Genomic DNA, 16,163 nt, shown 5'->3' with positions numbered 1-16,163 from the left:
TGCCAACTTGGTAAACACAGAAAACCGTCAACACCCCAAAGAGTGCGGAGACGGCGATGAGCGTATAGTCGTGAACGCCAAGCACCAGTGACGCTAGAAACCCAAGAACTACGAATGTCGGTTTGTCGCTCAGAATCTGCGTGCCCCCGTGTTGGGTAAAATAGGCAACGAGACCCTCCTGCCCGCCCCCCGTCAGGTAGGCCCACAGGTAGGCGAACACGGCAGAATACGTTTTGACGCCTTCGCTATACAGCCCCTCGTCCTCGCTGAGCAGCCCGTGCTCCGTCACACCCCAGCCGCGCAGCATCGCTGCGACCACCAGTGTGCCCGCCAGAGCGAATCCCTCCAAGCGCGACGCCGATACCGGTATCTTCACGTACTCACCTTTTTAGGCCGATTGAGCTACGTAATTAGTAGAGTTACAGAAAGAGGTGGACCGACCGTCACACCGCTCTGGCCACCAGCATGACCATATGACCACTCAAGTAATTCAGTGCGCGCAGCGGGAGCCGAAACTCTGGGTGCGCCGCCCAGTCTTCGGTGACCAAAAAGTCGTAGAGCCAAGAACGCCGTAGTCTCGCTTGGGAGCCACCAAACACCCCGGCAGAGGGCTGGTCATACAGACTCTTCTTACGGTCCCAAGTTTGTCCGGTGAGGAGTCTTGCCGTACTCACCAAGAACAGCCCAAGTTCACCCCAAAGAAAATCCGTCGGTATGCCTTCTTCAATGCCAAAGCCGTGGCGCTCAAAGAAAGGCCGCGCCGATGCCACATCGAATGAATACTCGGAAAACAGAAATCCCTCGGGGCCCACTACGTCGACAGCACACGCATCGCACCGCTGTAGCAGGAGATTCTTATCCCTTCGCTGCAAGCCAGTTGAAAAATACATGCGGCGCAACAAATTTACGTAGGGTACGGTAGCGAGCAGCACACCGCCGTTCCTCAACACACGTCGAGCTTCTCGTAGTGGTCCATCCGGACCTTCCTCAAAGTGTTCAATCACACCACCAGAGTAGTAACAGTCGAAAGAGTTATCGTCATAAGGAAGAGCTTCGATGTTACCTTCTTCGATCGGAAGTGATGGGTCGAAGTCCTTGACCCGTCGGATCGTGTCAGCCGAGAAATCGACACCGCGAATGTCGTAGCCAAGACGTTTATATGCAGCCACATACTTCCCGATTCCACACCCACCTTCGAGAATCTTCCCTGGCGGACGTGGGAAGAACTTTCTGAAAAATGGCGCGAGATAATCACTGTCTGCATTATCAAAGCTCTTCTTCAAATCCTGGACTGACCCCCAAACGCCTGACCAGGACTCTTGGTCCTGCCCAGCAAACCCCGTGCCCTTCCGCTTGTAACCCTTAATGATCATCGAGGTTCACACTCGTTACTGCACATTACGGTCACACTGGGTACTTGTCGCCATGCCTCTCAATGAAGCCGTTTTCTGACGGTATCATTTAGGCCGTTGACCCACCGAAGCCCAGGATGAGGGAGCCACGATAAGCACCACCCGATTAATACTCGCGGTTCTAACAGTTGTCGCCAGTGTGCGACCACAGCCAATCCTATCCGCTTCCGCGCCACCGGACCGTTACTATCAATGCGCAAACTCTGCCACCCGTAACTCATCAGGAGTCGACTCTTGAGCCTCGACAGATCGCCGGAAAGTTCAGATGGGAACTCCGCAGCTTGGCCGAGACGATCCAACACTGTCAGAGTTGGGGCCATATTCAGATTGAAATCCTTACCCATGTTCCGTTGATGGTCCCGCATCATCACCAACGGCTCCGCCAAGTAGGAAAACTTGTACCGGAGCGCAATGTGAAAAAAGATAACTTCACCCTGAAAAAAGATGTCCTCATGAAAACGGTAACGCTCGAGACATTCACGTTTCACAAGCACGGTAATAAAATCAATGAAATTACGTTGATAGTTCAGCAGGGCTTTTAAGATCGTACCGGAACTCTGTACTCCAATGGTCACCCATTCCGTCTTCGTCTCCACATCAACTCGACGCCCAGGCGAGTACACCACTCCGTAGTCCTCAGGTAGCGCCTTCAACACTTCGACTTGGCGCTCAAGCTTCTCAGGAAGGTAATAGTCGTCCGCCAGAAGAAAGGATATGTACTCTCCCTTAGCAGCACGAATGCCACGGTTGAGACACCGCGTAGGATAAATGTTGTCCTCAAGGAAGATTAGCCGAACCCTAGCATCACCCGCGTAGCGTGACACAATCTCTTGCGACCCATCGGTCGAACCATTTTCAAGAATGATCAACTCCCAATTAGGGTAGGTCTGTGCTAGCACACTATCAATGGCAGACGCGAGATACTCGCGGTAGTTATAGGACAGTAGAATCACAGACACGAGAGGAGTAGGTTCGATATATGTCATCGTGCAACTCTGCTGTGCAGAGAAACAAGAAGAGTGGCGCCTAGGAGAGGTACGCCAGTGTCACGAGAAGCATCATGCTAGCCGCTAACGCAATGCTCGCGGCGTTGAGCCTCAGCTGAAGTTGTCGTATCGAATAGCCAAGATAGATGACGAGGTCGACCGCATAGGCCGCGCAAAATACCCACGCCACTGCATGAATGCCCAGTTGTAGTGCCACAACCACCCCGCAGCCGAAGATGAGGATGGTCGCCCGTGTAACTTCTGTCACCGCGTAAGTCCTGTATAAACCAGCACTCAACAAAGCCATCGCCAGCACCCAAGTGACCGTCCTGGGAATGATGGCGAGCGTCTCAATCGCTAAAAGCTCACCCGCCCCAAGGAACTCTGTGCTGTAAAGTCCTTGAATAATCCCATTCCTCAAACCCAGGAGGGCAAGGGCACATGGGAACACGAGTAACAGGGTGAACTGTAATGCTCGGTTAACAAACCTAGAGCGCTCTGGTGATGCACCCAATCCGCCCAAGGTGGGCAGCACATAGGTCTTCATGGGCGACATAAACAACATCATGAACGTATTCGAAATAGTTGCGGAGGCACTATAGAGAGCCAAGCCTTCTAGACCGTAACCCCGTGTGACGATCGCCTGCACCGTCAAGAGAACAACCGTTGCGAGTATGTTCAGACCAGCCAGAAGACTGCCGGAACTCACCAGGGTTCTGACCGCGTTCACCAGGCCGTGGCGTATGGAGTCACCACCAGAGACCAGCCGCCGAATGAGCCAACCGCCAACGATCAGAGCCGCAACATTCCCGAAGCCCACCAGTAAAGCCGCACCGAAGGAAGCCCAGCGAGTAATCAGAAGGTAGGCTGCCACCGCGGTTGTACTTGCTGCGATGATGTTCAGCGCGGCAACCGTTCTGACCCTCACGAGCCCGTTGAGGATCGCAATGACGAAGATCATGGCGAGGCCGACGGCCGACGACATCACCACGACGGCCACTTCCAGAACGTACGAACTGGCCAGTGGACGTCCAAACAAGCCGAGAGCGACCCACTTCGGTAGAAAGACCGCCACGACGGCCAAGAGCCCGCCGACTATGAGAACGTACTGCGAGGCGATGCGAACGGTAGTCGAGAGCGTCTTTTGACCCGAGGAGACCCATTGCACAACCACAACGTCCGCGCCGAACGACAATCCCTGTGAGAGTCCTCCATACAACTGGCGAAATACCGCCACAAGTCCAGAAAGCTCGGGACCTCCCCAGACAGCGATTATCTTGTTCGATATGACGCCCAAGCCAGTGGTGAGCGTCATCGCTGAAATCGAAAACCCGAAGGCTTGCACGAAGCCCGTGAGGCTTCGCCGACGAAACCTTGGGGCCGATGCGTCGCCCACTTTGCCTTTCGGAGGAACTGAGTGCATTCGCTTTACAGAGCGGATGCTGGGGGCTCCGATTCTGGTCCCTCGGTCTCAAGATTCATCGACTCCTGCACGATGTACAACGGACGACGTTTCGTTTCGGCGTAGGTGCGTCCCAAGTACTCACCGAGCACACCAATCCCAAGGCTGTTCAGCCCAATGGCGAACAGCAGCAGTACGATGATGGTCGTGATACCAGGTGGAGGCCTACCGATAAGCGCGAGTCCTCCGTAGACCACACTCGCAAGGCCAGCGAGCATGAGGAGCACAAACCCCGTCATGGTAAATATCCGCAGGGGCTTAAGCGAAAAGCTGGTTATTGCATCGAACGCAAATAACACGAGATGCCAAAACGGCGCCTTACTCTGTCCAGCGGTTCGCGGTCGACGTTCGTAAATGATCCCCGTTTGCCTAAATCCCAACCAAGCGATCAACCCTCGCAGGTAGCGATTGTATTCACCGCATGTTTCCAATGCATCACGGACTTGTCGTGTGATCAATTTAAAATCCCCGGTATCGGTCGGAATCGAAACATTAGCCGTCCAGGCGATCACCCTGTAGGCGAGCCGTACCAAAGCGTTACGCCACCGAGGATCCCCTCGCCTGATCGTTCGGACCCCAGACACCACGTCGTATCCCTGTTGCCACACTTCGAGAAAACGAGGAATGCACTCGGGTGGGTCTTGAAGGTCCGAGTACAACACGATCATCGCGTCTCCCGAAGCAAGCCGGTACCCGGCCGTGATCGACATTTCCACTTCAAAATTACGACTGAATCTTAAGTATTTCCAACGTTGATCGCGCTTACAGAGTGCCTTCGCTAGGTCACCCGTCCGATCGGTGCTGGCATTATCAATAACGATAAACTCAAATCGATAGGGCAAATCATCAACAACGGGTAGCAGTTCGCGTTCAAGGCGCGCGAAGTTATTTTCCTCGTTAAGAGCGGGAATAATGATGGACACCAGCGGTGTTGTCGGCGGTTGGGATTCAACCACTGCTCGTCCGGGCTCGTCCTTCGACATTAGGCCTTCCCTCTTGTGGCTGATTCCCGTTGCTTCCGGATTGGCTTCCCAGGTTGTCCGTTCGTCAATCGGCGCTCAGCCAGACCGGTCTCAGCGGCATCGACCAGTTGTTCCACAGTCAGACCGGTTTGGGCGCGAAGGTATTCTTGGCTGCCGATCTCCTCATAGAACCGATCCTGAACACCCACCCTCTTTAGCCCAACTTGCGAACCATGCACTCCCACGAGTACTTCGCTCACAGCGCCACCTAGTCCACCAATCACATTGTGCTCTTCGATAGTTACAATCAACTCACACTGTTTGGCCACCGCTCGAAGACAATCAGCGTCCAACGGCTTTACCGTGGGCATGCTGACCACACCAACACTAATACCCGTCTGCCCTAGTTGCTCGGCCGCCTGTACGGCAGCAGCGAGCATGCCACCTGTGCTCACAAAAGTGACGTCGGACCCTCGACTGAGAGTAATAGCCTTTCCAACGGTGAAGGGAGGGGGTTCGTCGTGAACCACCGGTTCACCGGCCTTGCCGAGGCGGAGATAGCAAGGACCAGGCCTGGTGACAATCGCTCGTGTGGCTAGGGTAGTTTCAATTGGATCACCAGGTGCGATCACCTCCATGCCAGGTAATGCGCGCATAATCGCCAGGTCTTCCGTCGCGTGGTGCGTCATACCAAGGCTGCCGTAAGCCATCCCTCCACCGACTGCAACGATTTTTACGGCTGCTTGGTGATAGCAGATGTCGTTTCGAATGTGTTCTAAGCAGCGTAACGTTGGAAAATTGCCGATAGAGTAGGTGAAAACGACCTTCCCCGATGAAGCTAGGCCCGCAGCAACTCCAGCTAGATTTTGCTCAGCGACGCCGATGTTGAAAAAGCGATTTGGAAACTCTTGCGCAAACGGCTCAACAACCGAATAACCCAAGTCGCCGACCAATAAAAACACCCGGTCATCAGTCGCAGCCGCCTCACGAAGAGCTCGAATGAAAGCCGTCCTCATTGCCGCACCTCGAGTTCCTGTAAGGCTTCACGGAGCTGCTCGGCGTCAGGCGACTTGTAGTGCCAAGCAAGCTGATGCTCCATAAAGCTCACACCTTTACCCTTGACAGTATGGGCGATGATGCAGGTCGGCCGTCCTTCAACAAGTGGTACGCGTCCTAACACGTCGAGCAGTTGTTCGTGGTCGTGACCATCGACCTCCTGGACCGACCATCCAAAGGCCCGCCACTTGTCGGCCAACGGCTCCAAATCGAGGACCTCTTTGACCGAGCCAAGACTCTGAATCTTGTTGTAATCGATGATTGCCACCAGATTATCCAACCGGTGATGAGGGCCAAAAAGTGCTGCCTCCCAGATGGAACCTTCATCGCATTCGCCATCGCTCATTAGGACGAAAACCCGATTGGAATTCTGACCACGCTTCGCCCCCAGGGCCATTCCACAGCCGATAGCAAGACCATGACCAAGCGACCCAGTAGAGGCCTCGACGCCTGGAACACCCCGCGTCACATGCCCTGCCAAGCGTGAGCCGTCCTGACAATAGGTATCGAGCCACGTTCGTGGATAGAACCCAGTTTCCGCAAGGACCGCATATACCGCGGCTGCGCTGTGTCCCTTACTCACGATTAGCCGATCGCGGTCTGGTGACTCCGGTTCGGTCGGTTGGATCTGTAGAACGCTTCCATAGAGCACTGCCAAAATATCTGCTATCGAGAGACTCGTACCAACATGCGATGCTTTCGCCTTGTGAATCATGCGCAACACCTGCACACGAATCTTTCGAGCCAATTCCGAGACTGCGCTTGTATCAGAGACCATAGCGTTGCCTATTAGCGCGGAACCAATCGACTGTCTGCTGCAGTCCTTCATCTAGGCCGACTTTTGGCTTCCAACCGGTCTCACGGCAAAACGGTGAGCTCAGGCCCTCCCCTTGTAAACGCATAATCTGATTTGGACCGTAGGGTATCTCCCCGATCCCCAACGGAAGGCCCGTATCGATCATGTCGCGTATTCGGGTCACAATGTCGCGCACCGTATGAGCCTGACCAGAACCGAGATTGTAAATACCTTGAAGGCGAGGCTGCTGAATCACCTCGCAAGCAGCCTCAGCAACATCTTCAACGTATAAGTAATCCCACCGTTGCTCGCCTGGTGTGAGTGCAGGCTTCTCGCCTGCTAGTAGTTTTAAGATAACTGCAGGAATCAGATGAACCGGATCATCCTTCGGCCCATAGGCCGCCAGTACCCGAAGCCACACATAACGCGTACCGGCTAGGTCACAAAGTTGTCGCGTAAGAAAGCCAACGCAGAGCTTGGTTGCACCATATAAGGTCCTGGGCTGGAGCGGCAGATCTTCGCGAATCACCCCCTCGTACACCCCATACTCCGCTTGGGAACCGAGACCTACCCAACACTTGCAACCTGCCTGTTGGACAATTTCCAGCAGGCGGACGCTACCCAGAAGATTATTTTCAATTTGGTGAAGATCATTTCTGAACTTACTGGTGACACCCTGCCAAGCAAGATGAAACACCACCTCTGGAGCGGCGGCCATTAGTGCCGATTCCATTTGGTCAATGTCTTCAAGCTGACTGCGGATAACCGTTGTGTCAGCGATTACATCCGCAAGACGCCATAGGTCGCTCTGCGGTCGCACAACCACCGCAACTGTATGACCCGCCCCTAGTAGACGCCTTGTCAGATACGAACCCAGGTGGCCCGACGCTCCCGTAACTAGACAGCGCATACCCTTATTCCTTCAACTGATGAAAGGTCTCGAGGATGAACTCAATAGCCTGCCGCCCCAAGCCGGGATATACCCCGATCCAAAAGACATTCTCCATAACAAAATCGGCGTTGGGTAACTTACCTACGGTGCGGTGCGGAACGTTAAGATAGGCAGGCTGACGGACGAGGTTTCCGCCAAACAGTAACCGCGTGCTAATACGACGCTCTTCGAGATGTTGTGTCACCTCACGACGTGTAAACGGTGCTCCTTTGCGAACGGCTAGGGGAAAACCGAACCAACTCGGCTCACTTCCCTCGGTGGCCTTCGGTAAAATAAAAAACTCCTCAAGGTCCTTAAGCCCTTCGTAAAGGTTGGCAAAGTTCTGACGGCGAGCCGCGATGAACGCTGGTAATTTCTGTAGCTGTGCGACACCCACGGCCGCCTGCATGTCAGTAAGTTTCAGGTTATAGCCAATATGGGTGTAGGTGTACTTGTGGTCATAGCCCTCGGGGAGATCGCCAATCTTCCAACCGAACCGTTTTCGGCAGGTATCCTCCTTGCCCGGATCGCACCAACAGTCACGACCCCAATCTCGAAACGATTCCACAAGGGTCTTCAAAACGGTGTTGTCGGTTAGAACGCAGCCCCCCTCACCCATGGTGATGTGGTGCGCAGGGTAGAAACTTACTGTTGAAAGGTCACCAAATGTACCAACTGTCTTGCCTTTGTACGTCGCGCCGACCGCATCACAGCAATCCTCAATCAACCAAAGATTCCGACGTTTCGCAATACTCGTTACCGCATCCAAGTCAAAAGGGTTGCCGAGCGTATGAGCCACCATAATGGCACGCGTGCGCTCAGTGTAAGCCGCTTCGAGCTGGGTCACATCTAAGTTATAGGTTGCAAGATCAACATCGACGAACACAGGCACGAGTTGGTTCTGTACGATTGGGTTGACGGTCGTCGGAAATCCCGTGGCCAAGGTGATCACTTCATCACCCGGTCGTAATTGACGCTCGCCCAACTTTGGAGAGGTCAAACATGACAATGCCGCTAGGTTTGCGGATGACCCAGAATTCACCAGCATCGCATACCTAATCCCGCAAAACCGCGCGAAGTCGTGTTCGAATCGATCGGCGAACCGTCCAGAGGTGAGCCAAAAATCCAAGCCCGCTTCCACCAGACAGGCAAGTTCGTCATCATCAAACACACGGCCCGCATAGGGAATGGGGGTCTCACCTGGAATGAAGGGACTCGAACCGAATGCGGTAGCGTAGTACTCGCGCACCAGATTAAGAATCTCCGCCTTCAGCGAATCAGGAGACTGGGGTTGTGACACGGACATGGGGAAACTAAGGAATCACCCTCAAGATTGCGTCTGAAAAAAACACCAGGTCACGAATTGATCCGGCGCTTGGCGCTCCGACTAGCCCAAGCTCTCGTCAGAGCATCGCCAGCAAACATGAGCACAACGGAGAGAGCAAGCACTCCACCCAAAATTACTGGGTGCGTTCTAGCTTCGCGAGCTGGGTCCATAGAAAGGGCGAAGTGCGTCAACACGATTACAAATAGCATCCAGCCTATGAGACGTGAGCGACGGGCAGGGGCCAACGCCAACATCCGACCTTTCTGTGAACTCACAACCCGAATGATGGCGGCGTTCCTCCACGCTCCACCTAAACGGAGGAGACTCCGATTTATGAAACGCCCGAGCCGACTGTTCTGAACCAGCTGCTGAATCCGTTCCAATCTTTGGCGGTCCTGGGAAGCGGTTACGGAGCGCAACACACGACTACTCTCCGGTGACGTTCCACGCCCAAGCAGACGAGCAATGTCATTCATCCATTTCCCGAAGATACTGGCGAGCCAGACCTGCCGAAATGATGGTTTCACTGTGCTCACCCCTACCTGCCGGTATTCCCCTGGTCTACCGACGCCACCTCAACACTGGTGATGACGCCAGCAAGCACATATGAGGGCCGCGTATAGCGGAACATTTCGCCGGCTCTCAAGGGAACAAAAGTATCGCTTCCGAGGCCATACTGCCATCCGGAAACGGTTTGGTGAGCAGGCACACGAAGGATCACCGAGACGACTACGCCCGGCTGCTCCCAGCTGTAAGCGCCGTAACTAGTCCGAAGAGTGGTCTCCTCTTCAATCTCGCCCACGGCAAAAAGCGTGACTCCAGATGGTGTTTGGCGACCTTGCTGTGCCTCAGCCTGTTCCATCGAAAGCCCGTTTCGCAGCAGCGACAGAATCGTTCGGTCGGTTGCACTGCGAACCGTGATATCTACAAGAGTAGTTTCTGCGGGTTGAATCTCAGTCGCATCAAACAGAAGCAGACCCTCAGAGGTCGGAATCGAGAGCATGGCCTCGGGTCCGATTAAGGTGCTCCCTAATCGACATTCGGTCCCAGAAACCAAGCACCGAACAGCGACCAACGCCTCGACCTTGAACTTACCCGTTGTACCGGCACTGAACACGCCAGAGTCCTCACTAAGCTCGACAGTCTCCGGTACTGGCGGGGCTACGCCTAAAATCTTGCCCCAAGGGTGGTTCGGCTGGTCGGAGAGGGTCATCGTTCCCAGCTTCTGGGCTTGCTCCCTCTCAAGACCAACAAAGGCTCCTGATACCTTGAGCTCCACTAATCGGTCGTTGGCGGCCGGGTAGTTCTCAGTCACGTCGAACCAGACGATTCCCTCACTAGTGGGAAGAGCGAGTCTTTCACCAGGACCGACCACCTTGTTCCCTCGCCAGCACTCATGGCCAACAATCGCACAACGGATGGCGACCAGCCCGCGGACACGGTGCTTCCCCGTAATTCCCGCGCGCACTCCCCCCGTCAACTCCAGATTCTCTGGTTCCGGTCGCCCGAGCGACAGGACCCGACCCCAGGAATCCGAGGCTGCATCACTCGACTCGTCTAAGCCTGATATCCGGTCGGCTCGCGCGTCGTCCAGTCCGACGAACGCCCCCATGACGGTGACTTCGGCTTGTAACTCGATCGGCGAACGGTAGAGTTCCATCACCCTGAACGAGAAGCTCTCGTTTCCCCTCACGATATCGAGGGCCGTTCCAGGTGCCACCAAGGCACCTCCAACCCTGCAATCATTGTCAACGAGCGCACACCGAACACGAACCAAGGCAACGACACGGACCGTGTCAAGGTCACCACGCGCGACCGAAGGAACCCCGGCTAGATCCAGAGCCTCTCGCTCCACCGGGGCCACGGCAATTATTTCTCCAGACCCGACCTCCCCCTCCGTCCCAAATGTTTCAGACCTCTCAGGCGTTGCAGGATCTGCAGGGTCCAAACCAGTGAAGGCGCCCAGTACGCGAATCTCCAACACCGGTGGAGGTGGTGGGAAGTCTGTCATGGCCGCCGGATAGAGTTCGGTGACCTCAAACCAGACGATTCCTTCGCCAGTGGGAATGGCAAGTCTTTCACCAGGACCGACCACTTGACTTCCCAGCCAGCATTGTTGGTCCACAATCGCACAGTGGATGGAGACCAACGCAGGAATGCGATTCTTCCCCGTGGTTCCTGCACGCACCCCTCCCGTCAGTTGGATGTTCTCTGGTTCCAGTCGCCCGAGAGACAGGACACGACTCCAGGAATCTGAGGACACCTCACTCGACTCGCCTAAGCCTGATATCCGGTCGGCTTGCACGTCGTCAAGTCCGACGAACGCACCCATAACGGTCACTTCAGTCTGTAACTCGGTCGAAGGAAGATAGAGCTCCATGACCTCGAACCGAGCACGCTCGTCGTCTCCCCTCACGATACCGAGGGATTCGCCAGGCACCACGTTGGTGCCGCCAACCCGACAGTCAATACCAATGAGTTCACACCAGACACGAACCACGGCAACAACTCGCACTGTGTCACCATCACTTCGCGCAAGGGGAGGGAATCCGCCCAGCTCCATAGCCTCTCGTTCCGCTGGGGCGACAGCAAGAATCTCTCCAGCACCGATCTCCCCCTCCGCCCCAAACGTTTCAGCCCTTACGGGCATTGCAGTGCGTTCACGGTCCAAACCGGTAAAGGCGCCGAGCACGCGCATCTGCATCAGGGTTGGAGGCGGAAGCGGCAGGGGTAGCGACTCCCCCCTAAGGGGCGCCTCAATGGTAACGGCCGCAGGATGACGGGCGACTTCCCGGGCCACATCGAACAAAATGAGGTCGTGCGACCCTGGCCCGAGATTCTCTGGCAGTTTGATTTCGGCCCGAGTCGGAGTTACGACAAGTAGTTCGGCCTCAAGAGAACCGACGACGGCTCTCAAGAACGGTTGGAGATACCTGCCCTCCATGATGACTCTGAGATCACTACCCTGAGTCAATGTTCCCGGCTCAATCGTTAGGATCTCCGGCGGGGGCGTGCGAAAGAGTTGATAGGCACCGTAACCTAAAGGAATTAACAGAAGTATTACGAGAGCTGCGGCTATATCAATCAGATTGATTCGACCAAACAAACGTCCGCGATCGTCAATAAGGGCCATAGGCTATTCCTATTCCAGTAACACTCACCACTGTGAGGATGACAAAGTCGAGTCAGCCCTCCAGTTAAACGCTAAATCTCGCACACATCCCTGCTTGCAACCGCGAAAAGGCAGGAGCCGGTGTCTCTACGTAGTGTCGGCCAAATAGCCCACGGTCGCCAGCAGACTGTCTCGTTCCGCTAGAGGACTCCAATGCACCACAACCAATCTCACTATAGACGCAGTAAAAACCCTCAGTGCTAACCGCCAAGTGCCCATTTAGATCGATTGCACCCACGTTTACTCGTCCAGTGTTCGCGCATCGCGTTGCGCTTTAAAGAACTCCTTGTACCACACTACCGTCTCCTGCAGTCCATCCTCCAACCGATAGCGCGGTGTCCAACCGAGGTCCGCAGCGGCCTTACTCGCATCAAGGAACTGGTCGGGAATTTCATTCGTGGCCTCGTTTAACACCACCGGTGTTAGGTCAGTATGTCCCATTACACGAGTGATGACGTCGACCAACTCAAGGACGCGAAGCGGTTGTCCATGGCTAAAGTTGTAGCCCTCACCGCCCGCCTCCCCTTCCATTAATCGTTCTGCGAGCAGCACATAAGCACTCACGGCCTCTTTAATGTAGACGTAGTCGCGGCGGAGCGTCCCATCGCTGCGAACGATAGGACGCTGGCCGTCGAACAGTGACCGGATCGTGCCCGGCACGATGCGGTTAAAATTAAGATCGCCACCCCCGTAAAAGTTGCCGCAACGGGTAATGGCCACTGGCAGGCGATACGTATGCCAGTACATCTGCGCGATAAGATCGGCACAACTCTTCGAAGCATCATACGGATGCCGACCTATAAGTGGTGCATCCTCTCGATACGGCAGCTCAGCCTGAGCCCCGTAGGCCTTGTCACTGGAGGCAACGACAACAGCACAAATGCCTTTTCGCCGGCGAGCGGCCTCAAGCACATTCCAGGTGCCCTGAATGTTCGCACTGAAGGTCGACAGAGGATTCTCGTTGGCAATACCAACGATCGTCTGTGCACCGAGATGGAAAACGACTTCAATTTCGTATTCGTTAAGCGAGCGTTCAAGGAGAGGATGATCTTCCAAGGCTCCGTGTACAACTCTGACTTCGCGGTCGAGACCAAGGCGGTAGAAATTTGACTGGGGCGCGTGATCACGCACGAGCCCAACGACATCAGCTTGCTGATCGACCAACCATCGGGTAAGCCACGAGCCCAAGAGACCGGTGCAGCCGGTGACCAAGACACGACGACGATGCCACGCTCCAACCGAGTTCATGTCCAGATACTCCACGGTGCTTTACCACTTGCCCACAACTCATTCAGGATTTTCACCTCACGGTAGGTGTCCATCGGCTGCCAGAAACCATCGTGTCTGTAGACCATTAATTGCCCATCGCTTGCCAGTCGCTTCAACGGCTCCTGCTCCAGAACTTCATCGTCCCGATCCCTCAGATAGCGGTCAAGAAATTCGCGCTGAAATACCAGAAAACCTCCGTTGATCAGGCCATCGCTGACCTGCGGTTTCTCGTTGAACTCGTACACTTGGTTGTCATTACCGGCACACATTTCACCAAAACGCCCTGGTGGGCGCACGCCTGTCACCGTACCGATTTTCCCGTGAGAGCGGTGAAAGGCCAGGAGCTCATCAATGTTAACGTTACCTAGGCCATCACCGTAGGTCACCAAGAAACAATCGCTCTTCACGTATTCCCGTCCTGCACGCCGTATCCGAGCACCAGTCTGACTGTGCTCACCCGTCTCGACTAGAGTCACCCGCCAATCTTCTTCGATCGGATGATTGTGGTACTCAATACGCTCTGGTTCTCGGAGATCGACCGTGAAGTCGGCGCTATAGGTCTTATAGTTCATGAAGTAGTTCTTGATGACATGGCCCTTATACCCGAGACACACGATGAACTCCGTTAAGCCGTGTGCCGCATACATTTTCATGATGTGCCACAGAATCGGCCGGTTACCAATCATCACCATGGGTTTCGGTTTAACGTCGCTTTCCTCGTGGAGCCGAGTTCCCAAACCGCCACAAAGGATCATCACAGGGGGTTTATCCATTAGGTTTGTGAGCGAGTGGAGGTGGTGGTTTGTCCGTCTCGCTCACCATACGCCCGCCACCCAAACAGGCCAGTTGGAGATACGAGAGTGCGGCTGAGGTCGCTACGTCTCAGCCAGCCATTAAGGTCATTTTCATTGTAGTAGAAACGAATTGGCGCCGCGAGACGATCGAACCAATCGGCCCACGCGACTTGAAACGGATAATTACCATAGACCTTCAAACGCGGGGTTCCGAACCGGCGCACCACAGAACCTAAGCCTGGCAACTGAGACATGATCCGGTATGGGACGACGAAACCGCCCCAATCCACAGCTGCGGCAGCCCACGACAGCGCCATTTGGAAACGGGGAGAAAGTCGTGTCGTTAACGCCCGTACCGTTTCAAGCATTGCGTTTACGAGACGCCGTTTCTTGCTGTATACCCAGATGAACACCACACCTTTAGATTTCACGACAGAGACGAGTTGTTTAAACCCGGCCTCGGGATCGGGCAGGTGGTGTAGAACACCAATACTGTAGGCAAAATCGAAGGTCCCTTGCCTGAACGGCATGCGGTACACGTCCGCTTGTACCAGATGCACGTTCGACAAGTTGCAGGTGTTCTTGTAGGTCACGTCGATTGCTGCACTGATATCGACACCCACCATCTCAGCGCCGAACTGTGCTGCGTTTGCAATATGTCGACCGAATCCGCAGCCAACATCTAGCCCGCGCTTACCAGGAAAAAACGCCGGTTGGACTGGATGGATATACTCAAGGAAGTTCTCTCTAAAATCGATCACCATCGCCGAAAATGCTGTCCACTGGTAACCGAAGCTCTCGCGAGTGCGCCGAAGTTCCTCACCGGGGGGATGACTGTCAACATTTCTGGGACGCGCGTGAGGCAAAAGGTTGCCATACTTCTCACCGAAAGCTGGAAAAAGGCCGAAGGCATCTTCCACCACGCGAGGTATGCCGTCCACAATCGGGTAACTGCGACCGCAGTCGCACGACAGCAACCCCTCCGTCGTCTCATCACCATTACGCAAAAGGGGTGTATGGGAAAAAGACTTCGAACAAACTGGGCAGACAAGCCATTCAAGCAAGCGTAGCTTCATATCATTCACTTAGACGGGACCGGCAAGGTCCATCCTCACTCATCGTCAATTTTGAAACATCACGATCTTTTCGCGTGGTACACCATAGCCGAGCAGACCCTCAACCATGGCATCAGGCTGCTCTAGTGTCGCAACAATTATCAGGTCATAATCAACGCTGTGCTGTTCACGAATGTCTTGTACCGGCATTCCTAAGAACTTGTCGGCGCCCACACCATTAAATATTGCTACGAGTTCCATGCCTAATTCGGTTAGTGACAAATACGCTAGTTCTGCCGCTTCGCCAGTGCCGTAGATGGCAACGCGCCTGCGCTGACCTTCCGTAAACGGCTGTAAAACCGACCGCAGGTGTTGCCGTACCTGGCCATACAAGAACATCGAATAGTCCATGAACTCATATGTGAGTCGCGTCTTTTCAGCAATGCCAGTCGGAGTCAGCACGTACAAAATCCGATTCGGTTTGAAGTTGACGCACTTGACATAACCCTTGCGGACCAAACGCTTCACGTAAAGATTAGCCAGGCCTAGGGCAATCCCTAGTTTGGTTGACAAACCACGCTGGGTAATTCGCGAATTCTCCGCAATGGCTTCGAGTGCCTCGAGGTCGCGGCGCGCCTCAGGATCCACAATGACCTCCCCATGAGCTACACCATAAGCGCCCATTTAGAAGAATCGTGGGTAGCCTACGACTACATTGAGGTCTCCCTCCGCCGTAGATAATGGAAGCAGTCAACATTAGTCGGACCAATCTTTTCTCACAACAATGGAGGTCGAATATTTCGACCACAACCCCTAACATCCCAACAATGAAGTTGAAAACCGCGATGGAAGCCCCGAAGAGGCGTTAGATCGCTAAGACAGAGACCGCTACAGTAGGCAGAACACTACACAGTTAACATTGAAGTTACTCTGGCACCAAG

At 54.6% G+C, this 16,163-nt stretch carries 15 protein-coding genes; all 15 read right to left on the bottom strand.

The window, feature by feature from the left end; genetic code table 11:
* Positions 1–376 (bottom strand): hypothetical protein (locus QGH09_01220; protein HJO16806.1); only part of this gene is annotated, 376 nt, incomplete at its 3' end.
* Positions 377–443: 67 nt separating this feature from the next.
* Positions 444–1,373 (bottom strand): class I SAM-dependent methyltransferase, encoded by a 930-nt coding sequence (locus QGH09_01215; GenBank protein ID HJO16805.1) that lies wholly within the window; start codon positions 1,371–1,373, stop codon positions 444–446.
* A gap of 59 nt (positions 1,374–1,432) precedes the next feature.
* Entirely contained in the window at positions 1,433–2,398 is a 966-nt protein-coding gene (locus QGH09_01210) for a glycosyltransferase (protein HJO16804.1), read from the bottom strand.
* Positions 2,399–2,438: 40 nt separating this feature from the next.
* Positions 2,439–3,713: a hypothetical protein gene (locus QGH09_01205; protein HJO16803.1), complete on the bottom strand. Its 1,275-nt coding sequence runs from the start codon at positions 3,711–3,713 to the stop codon at positions 2,439–2,441.
* Positions 3,714–3,826: 113 nt separating this feature from the next.
* Complete coding sequence (locus QGH09_01200) at positions 3,827–4,843, bottom strand: glycosyltransferase family 2 protein (GenBank protein ID HJO16802.1); 1,017 nt, start codon at positions 4,841–4,843, stop codon at positions 3,827–3,829.
* On the bottom strand, positions 4,843–5,838 hold the full coding sequence (locus tag QGH09_01195) for a transketolase C-terminal domain-containing protein (protein ID HJO16801.1): 996 nt from the start codon (positions 5,836–5,838) through the stop codon (positions 4,843–4,845). Before QGH09_01195 ends, QGH09_01200 begins: the two co-directional genes overlap by 1 nt.
* On the bottom strand, positions 5,835–6,656 hold the full coding sequence (locus QGH09_01190) for a transketolase (protein ID HJO16800.1): 822 nt from the start codon (positions 6,654–6,656) through the stop codon (positions 5,835–5,837). The genes QGH09_01195 and QGH09_01190 overlap by 4 nt, the downstream gene beginning before the upstream one ends.
* Positions 6,646–7,584: an NAD(P)-dependent oxidoreductase gene (locus QGH09_01185; GenBank protein HJO16799.1), complete on the bottom strand. Its 939-nt coding sequence runs from the start codon at positions 7,582–7,584 to the stop codon at positions 6,646–6,648. Before QGH09_01185 ends, QGH09_01190 begins: the two co-directional genes overlap by 11 nt.
* 4 nt (positions 7,585–7,588) lie before the next feature.
* Positions 7,589–8,911, bottom strand: a complete 1,323-nt coding sequence (gene rfbH, locus QGH09_01180) for a lipopolysaccharide biosynthesis protein RfbH (protein ID HJO16798.1) — start codon at positions 8,909–8,911, stop codon at positions 7,589–7,591.
* Positions 8,912–8,961: 50 nt separating this feature from the next.
* Positions 8,962–9,459 (bottom strand): hypothetical protein, encoded by a 498-nt coding sequence (locus QGH09_01175; protein ID HJO16797.1) that lies wholly within the window; start codon positions 9,457–9,459, stop codon positions 8,962–8,964.
* An 11-nt stretch (positions 9,460–9,470) separates the two neighbouring features.
* Positions 9,471–12,065 carry a DUF4330 domain-containing protein gene (locus tag QGH09_01170; GenBank protein HJO16796.1) on the bottom strand — a complete coding sequence of 865 codons (2,595 nt, stop codon included), beginning with the start codon at positions 12,063–12,065 and terminating at the stop codon, positions 9,471–9,473.
* A 279-nt stretch (positions 12,066–12,344) separates the two neighbouring features.
* Complete coding sequence (locus QGH09_01165; GenBank protein HJO16795.1) at positions 12,345–13,352, bottom strand: GDP-mannose 4,6-dehydratase; 1,008 nt, start codon at positions 13,350–13,352, stop codon at positions 12,345–12,347.
* Positions 13,349–14,128 (bottom strand): glucose-1-phosphate cytidylyltransferase, encoded by a 780-nt coding sequence (rfbF, locus tag QGH09_01160; protein ID HJO16794.1) that lies wholly within the window; start codon positions 14,126–14,128, stop codon positions 13,349–13,351. The genes QGH09_01165 and rfbF overlap by 4 nt, the downstream gene beginning before the upstream one ends.
* A 17-nt stretch (positions 14,129–14,145) precedes the next feature.
* On the bottom strand, positions 14,146–15,243 hold the full coding sequence (locus tag QGH09_01155; protein HJO16793.1) for a methyltransferase domain-containing protein: 1,098 nt from the start codon (positions 15,241–15,243) through the stop codon (positions 14,146–14,148).
* 45 nt (positions 15,244–15,288) lie between these two features.
* Positions 15,289–15,906 (bottom strand): winged helix-turn-helix transcriptional regulator, encoded by a 618-nt coding sequence (locus tag QGH09_01150; protein ID HJO16792.1) that lies wholly within the window; start codon positions 15,904–15,906, stop codon positions 15,289–15,291.
* Positions 15,907–16,163: the final 257 nt, after the last annotated feature.

The sequence above is a fragment of the Vicinamibacterales bacterium genome (assembly GCA_036012125.1).
Taxonomy (GTDB): Bacteria; Acidobacteriota; Vicinamibacteria; order Vicinamibacterales; family UBA823; genus UBA11600.
Note: the sequence above shows the minus strand (reverse complement) of the source record. Positions and strands in the feature narration are given on the sequence as shown.

Excerpts from the sequence above, each read along its gene's own strand:
- QGH09_01215 (HJO16805.1), bottom strand. The coding sequence starts at position 1,373 with ATGATCATTAAGGGTTACAAGCGGAAGGGCACGGGGTTTGCTGGGCAG.
- QGH09_01210 (HJO16804.1), bottom strand. The coding sequence starts at position 2,398 with ATGACATATATCGAACCTACTCCTCTCGTGTCTGTGATTCTACTGTCC.
- QGH09_01205 (HJO16803.1), bottom strand. The coding sequence starts at position 3,713 with ATGACGCTCACCACTGGCTTGGGCGTCATATCGAACAAGATAATCGCT.
- QGH09_01200 (HJO16802.1), bottom strand. The coding sequence starts at position 4,843 with ATGTCGAAGGACGAGCCCGGACGAGCAGTGGTTGAATCCCAACCGCCG.
- QGH09_01195 (HJO16801.1), bottom strand. The coding sequence starts at position 5,838 with ATGAGGACGGCTTTCATTCGAGCTCTTCGTGAGGCGGCTGCGACTGAT.
- QGH09_01190 (HJO16800.1), bottom strand. The coding sequence starts at position 6,656 with ATGGTCTCTGATACAAGCGCAGTCTCGGAATTGGCTCGAAAGATTCGT.
- QGH09_01185 (HJO16799.1), bottom strand. The coding sequence starts at position 7,584 with ATGCGCTGTCTAGTTACGGGAGCGTCGGGCCACCTGGGTTCGTATCTG.
- rfbH (HJO16798.1), bottom strand. The coding sequence starts at position 8,911 with ATGTCCGTGTCACAACCCCAGTCTCCTGATTCGCTGAAGGCGGAGATT.
- QGH09_01170 (HJO16796.1), bottom strand. The coding sequence starts at position 12,065 with ATGGCCCTTATTGACGATCGCGGACGTTTGTTTGGTCGAATCAATCTG.
- QGH09_01165 (HJO16795.1), bottom strand. The coding sequence starts at position 13,352 with ATGAACTCGGTTGGAGCGTGGCATCGTCGTCGTGTCTTGGTCACCGGC.
- rfbF (HJO16794.1), bottom strand. The coding sequence starts at position 14,128 with ATGATCCTTTGTGGCGGTTTGGGAACTCGGCTCCACGAGGAAAGCGAC.
- QGH09_01155 (HJO16793.1), bottom strand. The coding sequence starts at position 15,243 with ATGAAGCTACGCTTGCTTGAATGGCTTGTCTGCCCAGTTTGTTCGAAG.
- QGH09_01150 (HJO16792.1), bottom strand. The coding sequence starts at position 15,906 with ATGGGCGCTTATGGTGTAGCTCATGGGGAGGTCATTGTGGATCCTGAG.